Origin of the sequence: Erysipelothrix larvae (assembly GCF_001545095.1) — a bacterium.
GTDB classification, from domain to species: Bacteria; Bacillota_I; Bacilli_A; order Erysipelotrichales; family Erysipelotrichaceae; genus Erysipelothrix; species Erysipelothrix larvae.
This window is the reverse complement of the sequence record NZ_CP013213.1, coordinates 1,989,863-2,001,531: the sequence shown is the minus strand read 5'-3', so window position 1 is coordinate 2,001,531 and position 11,669 is coordinate 1,989,863. Positions and strand designations below refer to the sequence as shown.

6 protein-coding genes are annotated in these 11,669 nt (G+C 37.4%); 5 read left to right on the top strand and 1 reads right to left on the bottom strand.

The features are described 5' to 3' along the window. Nucleotides 1-45: 45 nt before the first annotated feature. Nucleotides 46-1,449: an ISL3 family transposase gene (locus AOC36_RS09070; protein ID WP_078055020.1), complete on the bottom strand. Its 1,404-nt coding sequence runs from the start codon at nt 1,447-1,449 to the stop codon at nt 46-48. Between the two features lie 506 nt (nt 1,450-1,955). Here AOC36_RS09070 and AOC36_RS09065 point away from each other — a divergent pair. The 5 genes from AOC36_RS09065 to AOC36_RS09045 all read left to right on the top strand — a co-directional run bounded on the left by AOC36_RS09065 (nt 1,956) and on the right by AOC36_RS09045 (nt 11,668). After that, nucleotides 1,956-2,789 carry an RNA polymerase sigma factor gene (locus tag AOC36_RS09065; RefSeq protein ID WP_067633547.1) on the top strand — a complete coding sequence of 278 codons (834 nt, stop codon included), beginning with the start codon at nt 1,956-1,958 and terminating at the stop codon, nt 2,787-2,789. 597 nt (nt 2,790-3,386) lie between these two features. After that, a complete protein-coding gene (locus AOC36_RS09060; RefSeq protein ID WP_067633546.1) occupies nt 3,387-4,739 on the top strand; it encodes a helix-turn-helix domain-containing protein in 1,353 nt (450 codons plus the stop codon). Nucleotides 4,740-5,000: 261 nt separating this feature from the next. Continuing rightward, complete coding sequence (locus AOC36_RS09055; protein ID WP_067633545.1) at nt 5,001-10,157, top strand: Cna B-type domain-containing protein; 5,157 nt, start codon at nt 5,001-5,003, stop codon at nt 10,155-10,157. 306 nt (nt 10,158-10,463) lie between these two features. Further along, nucleotides 10,464-11,294, top strand: a complete 831-nt coding sequence (locus AOC36_RS09050; RefSeq protein WP_067633544.1) for an EAL domain-containing protein — start codon at nt 10,464-10,466, stop codon at nt 11,292-11,294. 71 nt (nt 11,295-11,365) lie between these two features. Then, nucleotides 11,366-11,668, top strand: coding sequence for an ArsC/Spx/MgsR family protein (locus tag AOC36_RS09045; protein ID WP_067633543.1), 303 nt, complete (start codon nt 11,366-11,368; stop codon nt 11,666-11,668). The last annotated feature ends 1 nt before the right edge of the window (nt 11,669 follow it).

Below are 11,669 nucleotides of genomic sequence, written 5' to 3'. Positions count from 1 at the left end.
CCTGCAATCTTTGTGAAATGTTTAAAATTCTATAATTTTTTAGGTTCAATCACAAATCTTGTGGGATGGCACATTCCTAACATAGGTTTTCCTACTTGCATCAATTAACTTTAAGAAGAAGTATTCATCATCAGGGTAACCATAACCTTGTCTTCGTAGAGTCTTGATTTTATTATTGATACCTTCTATTTTACCCGCAGAAATCTTAATAGTTGCATGAGCGATGATTCCTTCAAAGTGATTGTCTAAGAGTCGTCCAAACCATTGAAAGTGTTTGTTTTTTGTAGCTTGACAGATTTCGACAATTGAACTGATTTCATCTGCCATTTTACTCTCATCATTAAGGGTGTATGCGTAGCGCAATTTCTCTTTTACCACATCCAGTGTGAAGATTAATGCATTCTCTTTCAATAGTTCATCGTAACGTACTTCATGACCTTCTTTACGCGTAATGTTGGGTATATTAAATAAAGAACTGCCTTCCTTGATAATCTTTCCATTTCTGGCTTCATTGTCTTTTCTAATGAGCGTTTCTCGTGATGACATTAAGATGTATCTTGTCTTCTTAAGTGCCGCAGCAGCCTCTATATTCCCTTCATTCTTCAAACGATTTTGCTCATCCTTGCGAACCTCGTTGATGACCTTATCATTAAAGTTTTTGATGATATGAAAATGATCAAATACAACTTGGATGTGTTCGCATTTTTCTTCAAACGCTTCTTGGTAATTTGAGTTCATATCGCATGCAACAGCTTCAACGTGATCCATCCACTTTAGGCCAACATGCTCTATAAAATCATAGACGACTTGCTTCTTCTTTCCGTGTGCAATCCATAAAATGTGACCCGTTTCCATATCGATAATATGGGTTGCATACTTATGTCCATCATGGAGTTTAAACTCATCAATGCCTAGGTATCGTGTGTAGTCCTCTGGTTTCTTTAGTACCTCGCCATCAATTGTATAGAGTTCTTTCAAGCGTTTGAGGTCGATGGCTTTAACAGTGTTTTTCCCTAATCCTGTAATCTCAGCGACTTGCTTGAGGGTATATGTTCCAATACTGAGTAGGTCTCTTGTATAGTTTTCAAGTTCAATAGTAATAAAGTGGTTTTCAGCCTTAAACGGTACACTCTGCATCTTTGAATTCCTACAAGAAACACAATAGAATTGGGGTCTATCAAAACGAACATGCATCAGTGTTGCACCAATACTTAAATGCCTTAGTGTGCACGGTTTACGATTGTTTATATGCATCACCTTACCACAACCGCTGCATACTTTATCTGTTTCTTGAACTTCTAAAATACCATGCATGCAATAAGCATCTCTTTGGGATCTTGTTGTTTCGATTGTGGTGTTGGTGTTATGAAATCCACGGAGTGTATTAGGGATTAAGAAATGATTTAAACATAGTTCTTGTGATTGGGTTAGTGTCTGTGTATAATTCATGTATGGACCTTCCTGTTTGTTTATTCTGCAAAATAAATTCTACAGTAAGGTCTTTTTTCATTCAAGTTGTTATTATTTTACAAATGTCATTCACAGGCAATCCCACATAAAAAGTGATTGACCCATTTTTTAACTTTTTTTCTTAAATTTAAGACTAATTAAGGGTATAATTCGTCATATATATAGAAGCTTGTATATCTATGGCTTGATTTTGCTTCAAAGGTCTACTTTGAGATGATTTCAAGACATTGAGGGTATGCAAATTTTGGGGGTGGGACTTTAACAATGAGCATAACATACAGTGAAGTACGAGTCTGTAATTCACAAGCGTTTTTAATCCAAAGTGCACATGGATGTTTTTATGATATGTGCACCAAGGATAAAGGAGGAATCGTTAGAACGAATATTGAATGGATTTGATTAAACCAATGGAATGTCAATTAAGTTTTAGTGAAAAGTGATTTAATTCCATTGCGATGATATCCAATTGGGTGGGGGATAGTCGTGTGAATAATGATGAAAGAGTTTATGATTCTGACGGACTGACGTTAGAACTTTTTGACTACTTGTATCATGTAACATACAAGTCAGTCTATTTTACAATATCAAGATATATCAATAATGAGAGTACAATCTTGGATTTGTTGCAAGACACGTATATTAGTTCTTTCATAAAGTTTGAATGTCTTGGAACTTTTAGTGTTGAAGGATATCAACGATGGGTAAATCGAATTGCGACCAATAAAGCAAAAGATTACCTTAAACGAAAAAAACCAGCGTTGTTTTCCGAGCTGTCGTATCCAAATTCTGAGTTTGATGCTGAGGATTTGTCCAAGCGATACAGCCCAGAAGATTACGCGCAGCGTAAAGAGCTTACTGAGCTTTTTGATTATGTTTTAGGATGTTTACCCAAAGATCAAAGGGAATGCATCTTTCTATATTACTATGAAGATATGCGAATATGTGAAATCGCGAAGTACTTAGGAATTACTGAGAGTACCGTTAAAAGTCGTCTGCGGTATGGAAAAGAAAAAATGAAGCTAAAACTTGAGGAAAGTGAGAAAAATGGGTTTCGCCTGTTTTCCTTAACACCAGGTTCGATGGTTTTATATATTGTGAAACACAAGCAACCCAAACGACACTTCAAACATGAAGACGTCTTTCAGCTGATTCAAACCTTGTGTACACTCCTGGCAGTAGTAGGGATGATTATGTCCTTAATGCTCCCGTTTGGAATCATGAAGCCAAGTCAAAAGAACATCAGTACTGTCTCATTTACCAATACGTACCTACCGCGATTTATGAGGTGTTCAAATATGAAATTCGCATCCATAAAATGAAGCAGATCAACACGTCTTAAAAACGTGGACTTCATGAATTGGATTGCTGCTTGAGTGGTTAGACTCAAAGTGAGTGATCACAAATGTGTCAAATTCGTACCATTTAAGTGCGAAACCCTCTATAAAAATAAAACAAATAAAGACACAGGCTTTTGATGTATCGTGAAGCCTTGAATGTCATTAAAATAAACATACTTTACGGGTTTAAAAATCATCGTTTGCTTTATGAGATGTAATGTTTAAACATCCAATTGCGAACTGTTCGTAAGGTAATAATAGTGTTTGAATCAATGTTGAGAAAAACACTGAAAGATGAATCCTGAATCGTATCGGGGTCTTTGTGATCCTTAAAAGTGTGCACTTCACCAAATGGACTTGAACCAATTATCAAGCGTCTTGTCAAAAATGAAAGAAGATGCGCTAAATCAGGACTGACTCAGTGTACTCAGTATCTACCCCCCCTTAGATGTGATGAGATTATGTTGATTAATGTTTTACAGGTTTTAAATCAATCTACCTAAAAAACATAAAACGATGTTTTATGCATCTTTGTTTGGAACATAAAAGCCAAGCAAAATTACTGAAAAGGAGAAGAATATGGCAACGACCGATAAATCTTTACTGGATCGATTATCAAATGTTATGGATTTGCTAAATAAAAAATCCGGTGAAGTATCAATTTTAGAAACATCAGAAGTGAATGAATGTTCAGAAACTACGGTATATTCCGATGTGAAGTACCTTGTAAACTACTATGATAATTATCTGGACATTGGTACAACGGGTGGAATCATTAAGACACGTAACAATGTGTGCGAGAACTATCAATATATATTGAATTGTCTCATGGCATCTCAAACTGAGATTCTTATTTTAAGAGATATCATTGAAAGGCCTGGACAATCCATTAAGGAACATTCCGCAACAACCTTCCGTAACAGACAAACTGTGAAAGCAATCATCCAAATTCTTGTGGATAAACTTGCCCAAGATGATGTTCGACTCAATAGCCGAAACAGACTGTTACTTGAAGGCGATGAATATAAAATACGCGTATTTATCGCATCATTTTATTACTACTTCCAAAGTGCGTTCTCATTTAGAGACCGTGTTCCAAGTTTTAAACTGAACTATATGGATCAATTATCAGCAAACTCAGACTTACTGGACTTCTTGTACTATTTGGAAAAAGCATCAATCCTTCGCAATATGCAAGGGTTTAGAATGAAATCAAGTGATACGCACAATGTCATGGATGTCGAACATGATATATCACAAACGATTTACAGATACTGCAACGAACTGCAAGCACTTGTGAATGAAAAAGAAGAAACCCTCAAGACCATTATTGATGAACTCAATGTCTTGGGTTATGGTATCAGTGAAGATTCCTATAAATCATTATACTCAATTATTGCGCATATCATGATTAGCAATGACAAGCTCTTCTCATTCTATAAGAATCGTAAATTCACAATCGATAAATTTATGATAAACCATCTTGAAAGTGTCTATAACAAGTACGATATGAGAAATACAAACCTTAGATCACTTTTTAAAACACTGACGGATGGCAATGAACAACTCATTGGATGCCTTGTCTACTATTTAGAAACCAATGAGAATAAGAAGAAAATGCCAAGTGGCCGAAATATCGCAATTTATTGTGACTTCAGCGTCAATTATGGCAATGCAATGGTGAATTTCATTTCATCAATCTTCCCAAATAACTACTATTTCCTTTATCATGGAAATGACAAACAATCGCAACAAAATGGGCAATCACTTGAAGACTTTATGAATGAACATAATTGTTGTGCTGTTGTCTCAGCGCGTAATCTAATTAAAGACATCGCAAAACCAAGCATTGCAATTAACAGCTTTGCGAATGAGGAAGATATTGGGCGGATGTATTACTTCTTTAGGTGTCTGAATAATCACAAAGATTAAACACACACACGCATGATTGTCATCCATGAGAATGGCTGATAACATTCTTTAAAATAAGGACTATAATATTATAATCAATTCAAAAAATGCACGTGTTCCACACAAGGAATGGGTGCATTTTTATATGGGTACACCGATTCATAAGTGTTCCATAAATAGTCATAAATTATTGAGTCTTTTCGATAAATTGAATCGTTAATAGGGTGAAGGGATAGGCAATACCCACCCGGAGCCACCCTATAATATAAAAGGAGAAAGTGTATGAATCGAAAGATTATGACCTTTATTTTAGCAAGTTTGCTTGCTTTTTCATCGCTAATCTCTTCATCAACTACGCATGCGTTGGATGATGGAAGCTTAGGAGGAAACCAATACGTTAAGATTACTACCAATTCTAACGGGGAAGGCGAAAGGAGTGAATATCGTTCACATGAACAGATTACATTCTATGTATCGGCTAATATATCTGCACTTGTTACCAATGAAGAAGGATCAAAACTTACAGTAACAATTCCTAAGCAATATATTCCAAAGGATTCAATCACATATCATAAAGATGGTCCAATCAAGGGGATTACTTTAGAAGAAGATGAAACCTCTTATAAGATAATTTATGATATTGGAAACTTAGGAACCGCGGGTTCAATCAGCACAGCGATTACAATTAATACTGAAGATGGAAATACACCAGACGGATACACGTTTAATGTTGCTGCTGATTATGAAACAAATAATAAGGTAACAATCGGTAAAGCAGAAAAGGAATATGTCATCGTTACCGAAGCACCTACTTTCAAAAAAGCAGTCTTTGCTGGTAATTGGCAAGATGTGGATGGGAAAGTTGCACCTGCAGGCATTCCGGATGAGAATGATCCAACAATCCTGAGTAAAGATCCTTCAAAATTAAGGAACGTTGCATTTTCCTATAAACTCAATAGAACGGAGAATTATGGAAATCGATTCTATTCTCAAATACTTGTCTCGGATATTTTACCAGAAGGGGCAGAATTTGTTCAGGAGCATAATGAAGACTGGACTTATGATGAAAAGACCCGTATTGTAACGTATACGTATAATTTGAATGAACCAAGTATGCTAAAAGATATACGGCTTACCCCTTATTTACATGTAATTTTCCCTGGTGGAGCGCTTGATAAAGACTATACAAATAGTGCCACATTGACGCTGGTTCCACATGAGAAAAAAGACTTTGAACAAAATAAAGTTGTCAGTGATTCAATTACGTTTAAACTGGGAATACTTGAACAGTATCGACTCACTAAGTCAACGCTGACGACTGTTTTTGATATTGAGCGTTCCAAAGAACAAGAAGTGTTGTGGAATGTAGTCTTTAAGAATCTTGCATTACAAGATAATCCAGAGTCTCAGATATACAACATTTCCCTCATGGATTTTAACCTTGATTCAAACCTGAAGTACTCAAAAATTAAGGTGCCAAGATCCTATAACTACGTGGGAACCTACAGTATCTACTTAGATTATGGGGATAAAACTGAAGCACTTGTTGAGAAACAACCTGCAACCACCGCTTTTGAAAAAGAGATTCCTGATGGTGTGCAAAATGTCACATTAAAATCAGACGGTGATGGGTATTTAAAGGGCGGTGATCGATCACTGAGCTTTGAAATTTATACGAAATTTATCGATCCAACCAAGAAAATTCTGAATGCGGGTGAAAAAACACGATCCCTTGAAAACTCTGCGCGGGTTACCGGACACAATGGTCTAAATGATCCAATCGATATCGGTATTACCGGTAAGCTAAAACTCACCGATGGCGACCCACAGGCATTTATCAAGAAAACCATCATTGGTGAAGATGGGAAGCAATGGAGCGAAGGCAATTGTAATTTTGTGCCTGGAAGTACCATCCATTTTAAACTTGAAGTCAATGTAAAAGACATTGTTGGGGAAACAATCCTAAAAACAAACGCACTTGTCGATATATTACCAATGGGGTTGGAATATATAGGGGGTTCTGCCACAGTGAGTTTTCCACTCAATAACTTTGATGTAAGCATTCATTCATCGACATTAAGAGAACCATACATATACCGTAACTTTATGGATACGGGGTTGACATCAATCAGTTGGTTGTTAAAAGATATTAAAGGGTCTGATGTTAAACCAAATTCATGGAATATACCGGTGGTAATTACGTATAGTGCCATGGTTACAAATGATACACCAGAAGGTCTAAATACGAATCAATCCATTCTTTCATGGACAAATTCGGATGTTGTGAAACCAGTGAAAACCGATTATTCACGAATTGTTTCTGATATCTATAATATAACAAGCTTAGGGACTGGAAAAGTATTGCTATCGCAATCGGATGCGAAGTTTAATTACCTTCCGGATAAAGTATTGTTTATCAGTAAAAAAGTAAAAGGCGATGCTGACCGTGATTTTGTGGCAGCACCACTCAAAGGAACATCAAGTGTCGGTGGCACTGCAACGTATCGAATTCATCTTAAAAACTATACGGATGAAGCATTCAGTGAAATCACCTTGATTGACCTTCTACCAACACCAAATGACCGCACTGTTGCAAAGGATTCTCAGGATGCACGCGTAAATCGTAATTCAACATTCAATGTGAAATTAGCGGGTCCGATAAGCAAGACGGACAAGTTTGAGGTATTTTATACAACAACAATACCAACTGAAGATATGCATGATTTCAATTCAAACGCAAGCTGGGTATCACAACCTAAAAGCTTTGCGGCAGTAACTGCACTCAAAATCGTCTTACGAAACGATCAAAAATTGGATGTCAATGAAGAAGCCATCTTTGATATACCTGTTAATGTTCCGGATAATCCAATACTTGGAAGTAAGGATGTTGCGATAAATTCAGTGGGGCTCTTAACGCCAAACTCAGAAGACTTCCTTGAGTCTAATTTCGCAATACTGACACTTTCTGAGTATACCATTGATGGCTATGTATTCTTTGATGAAGACGCAGATGGTATCTTTGATCCTAAGACCAACGATCAACCGATAAAACCGTATACCGTCACACTCTATGACAGTCAAAATCGACCAATCGATCGTGTTGATACAGATGCAAATGGGTATTATCAGTTCATCACAAACAAAGCAGGTTCGTATCGAGTTGCTGTTCCGATTCATCCAGAATATGACGTTACTCGACTTGGAACGGGGCCAATGGAAAGTCATGTTAAACGTGCTACCAATGACCTAAGCTCCGAAGCCTTTACTTTATCACTGGAAAAGCCAACGGCACGTGTCAATGCTGGATTCATCTCTGTTTATACGGGGTTGGCTGTCTTTAAAACGGTGAAAAATGAGGATGGAGCGCTCTTGGATATCGATGAATCCTTTGAATTTGAGTTGTTGATCGATGGAAGCCCATATAATGGTGGTGCAACTTTCTACTCTGGAGGTACTGAAAAACCGATAACCATAACCGATGGACTTTTCTATTTGAAAAACGCTGAGAGAATTGCTGTGTTTGATTTACGGATTGGCTCAACCTATAGTGTTACTGAAGCATTCAATGAGCGCTATAAAGTATCACCGCAATCTAGAAATTTATCAGGAACATTGACCAGTGATGCCCCAAACATCGTTTTCGATAATGTGTATCAAGTTCCATTCACAGAGTTAATCCTTAATAAAGTTTGGGAAGGGGGACCATCACCACGACCAGATATTGAGGTGACCTTGTACCAAAATGACGTGGTATACCTGGATCATATCGTGATCAGTGGAGAAAGTGGCACCACAATCATCAGGGATATACCACTCACTGATAAGAAAGGCAATCCGTATGTTTACACAATTGATGAGAAAAATGTGCCACAAAACTATACTAAATCCAGAAAAGATCTCACCATTACCAACACCTATGTGATTCCAAAGATCGACATTACCGTTGAGAAAATGTGGGAAGGCGGCCATACCGATCGTCCAGAAATCCAAGTTCAACTGTATCGTGATCAGATTGCTTTAGGTGATCCTGTCACATTTAGTGCAGGTAAAGTGAGTCACACATGGGGTGGCATGGATGAAACGGATATCAATGGCGTCAAATATACGTATACCGTTGATGAAGTAAATGTTCCTGCACACTATACCAAACGTGTTGATAACTTTATAATTACCAACACCTACGTGATTCCAAAGATCGACATTACCGTTGAGAAAATGTGGGAAGGCGGCCAAACTGATCGTCCAGAAATTCAAGTTCAGCTGTATCGCGATAAAATCGCTTTAGGTGATCCTGTCACATTTAGTGCAGGTAAAGTGAGTCACACATGGGGTGGCATGGATGAAACGGATATCAATGGCGTCAAATATACATATACCGTTGACGAAGTAAATGTTCCTGCACACTATACCAAACGTGTTGCTGACTTTGTCATTACCAACACCTACGTGATTCCAAAGATCGACATTACCGTTGAGAAAATGTGGGTGGGCGGCCACACAAATCGTCCAGAAATCCAAGTTCAACTGTATCGAGATCAGGTTGCTTTGGGTGATCCTGTCACATTTAGCGCAGGTAAAGTGAGTCACACATGGAGTGGCATGGATGAAACGGATACCAAGGGTGTCAAATATACATACACTGTTGATGAAGTAAATGTTCCAGAAAACTATACGAAACGTGTTGAAAACTTTAAGATTATCAACACCTATGTGAGTCCAAAACGAAACATTGACGTTTGGAAAGAATGGGTTGGAGGATCCGATGACCACCCAACAATTGAACTCCAACTCTATCGCAATGACGTACCATTTGGAACTCCAATAACACTTGTGAATGGTGTGGAAAAATTCACCTTCATCAATCTTGATGTAACCGATCAAAACGGTGTCAACTATGAATACCGTGTTGATGAAGTGACAGTTTTAGAAAATTATGCCAAGCGTGTTGAAGGGTTTGTTATTTCCAACACCTATGTGATTCCTAAGACTAACCTTGTTGTGAATAAAGTGTGGGATGGTGGTCCAACCACCCATCCATCAATTCAAGTGCAACTCTATCGAGATGGCCTTGCAGTTGACACACCGATAACCTTAGTGAACGGAGTTTTGACGTATACATGGTTTGATCTTGATGCAACCGATGCAAATGGAAAAGCATATGTTTACAGTGTTGATGAAGTCAATGTACCTGCTAATTATCAAAAACGTGTGAATGGGCTCACCATTACGAATACATATAGAGCCCCAATTATTCCGGATACTGGTAAGAAAACAATTCCAAATCCACCAGTAACGCCAACGCCAGTACGACCAGCACCTGTGCTTCCTTCAACCGGAATGCAACACGATCCTACCATGATCCTTGCAACCCTTGCAGTAGTGTGTGGTCTTGGATTGATTCTTGTTTCAATCCGTCGAAAAGCACCAAAGAAGAAATAAAAACGCGTTGAGATGATTGAAGTGGGAGGGCATTAATGAAAGGCTAAATAAGCCTTAATCCCATCAACAAACCAATAAGTGGAAACTCTAGTACTATCAGAGTTTCCGCTTATTTATAAAAATTTCCCTACTAAAGAAAAATATCATCACGATTAATCGAAATGGTTTCGTTATAATAATGTTAGTTTGATTCATTGTTTTATCATTGAATCATAAATCAACACATAAGACAAAACCACACATCGGTCTGGATTAAATACTGGGTGGTGTGTGTTATTATGATGCACATGTAGAAGAGAAGACCGTATGATGGATAAAGAGCGCACAACCCAAAGAATATCAACAGAAATAATTGATCTAGACCATAGTGAGTTTGTGGCACAAGTGCTTCAAGGGATGGACAAACAGGAATTTAAATTGTTGTTTCATCCGATTTTGTGTACCCAAACACAATCAATTGAAGTTGTGGAAACACTTGTTTATTGGCAACACCCTACCTATGGATATATCTGTTGCAATGACTTTTCAAGGAAAATTGAAATGTGTTCGCTTTGCATCCCTTTTGGGATTCATATCTTACGTCTGTTTAGTGAAACCATGAGTTTTATGAAAAAAAGAATTGAGAAAACACTACGGTTTAGTATCACCATCTCAATTCGACAGCTGATTTCGGAAGGATATGTTGAATATATTTGTAAAACGCTTCACATGTTTAATAATTCTTTAAAAGATATCTTAATTGTGATTCCAGATCATGAAGCCATTGAGAATCTTGATCTGGTTGAGTCGGTTTTAACAAAACTTTGCGAACAAGGGTTTTCCTTTGCACTTAGTAAATACGAAACGGGATTCAAGACATTGGAATGCATTAATCGCTTGCCGTTGTCGATGATTAAAATTGATCAGCAATTTATTCCCAATAAGCCATTACATGATGAGTTTCAAGTTGGATCATTATTTGAGTCAATTGTTGGACTTTGTCAGTGTAAAAATGTCACAACAATCGCACATGGAATACAGGATAAAACACAAGCAACCATGATTCAATGTCTGGGTGTGGATTTTATGCAAGGCGCAATCTTTCATGAACCCATGAGTGTTTCTGATTTGATCAGTCTTTGTAGTCAATGTGATTAGTGGAAAATTAGGGAGGGTTTAGCATCGAAACTTTAGTTTATACTGTTCAAAACAGTCAGTCGTGTCGCCTATTGACGCGACAAATCAGAGAAAAAAATGTAAGTGCACGGATTCATCACATCACGAAATCCAGACCCCTTACGTATAATGAAGTGAAGTATCTTTTAGTGTGTTCAGATACCGGAATTGATGGATTGATTGCGAAAAAATCATCTGCGTATCATCTCATAAAAGACTGCATTGATGATATGTTGGTCTCAGAAGTGATTCAGTTCATCATCAACAATCCCAAAGTATTACGATTCCCAATATTTGTCGAGAATGGAATCGTGTTATCGGGGTTAAGAAATATAGGGTTTGATGATTTCTCATAAA

Coding starts and splice junctions, on each gene's coding strand:
- AOC36_RS09050 (WP_067633544.1), top strand. CDS start 10,464: ATGATGGATAAAGAGCGCACAACCCAAAGAATATCAACAGAAATAATT.
- AOC36_RS09060 (WP_067633546.1), top strand. CDS start 3,387: ATGGCAACGACCGATAAATCTTTACTGGATCGATTATCAAATGTTATG.
- AOC36_RS09055 (WP_067633545.1), top strand. CDS start 5,001: ATGAATCGAAAGATTATGACCTTTATTTTAGCAAGTTTGCTTGCTTTT.
- AOC36_RS09070 (WP_078055020.1), bottom strand. CDS start 1,449: ATGAATTATACACAGACACTAACCCAATCACAAGAACTATGTTTAAAT.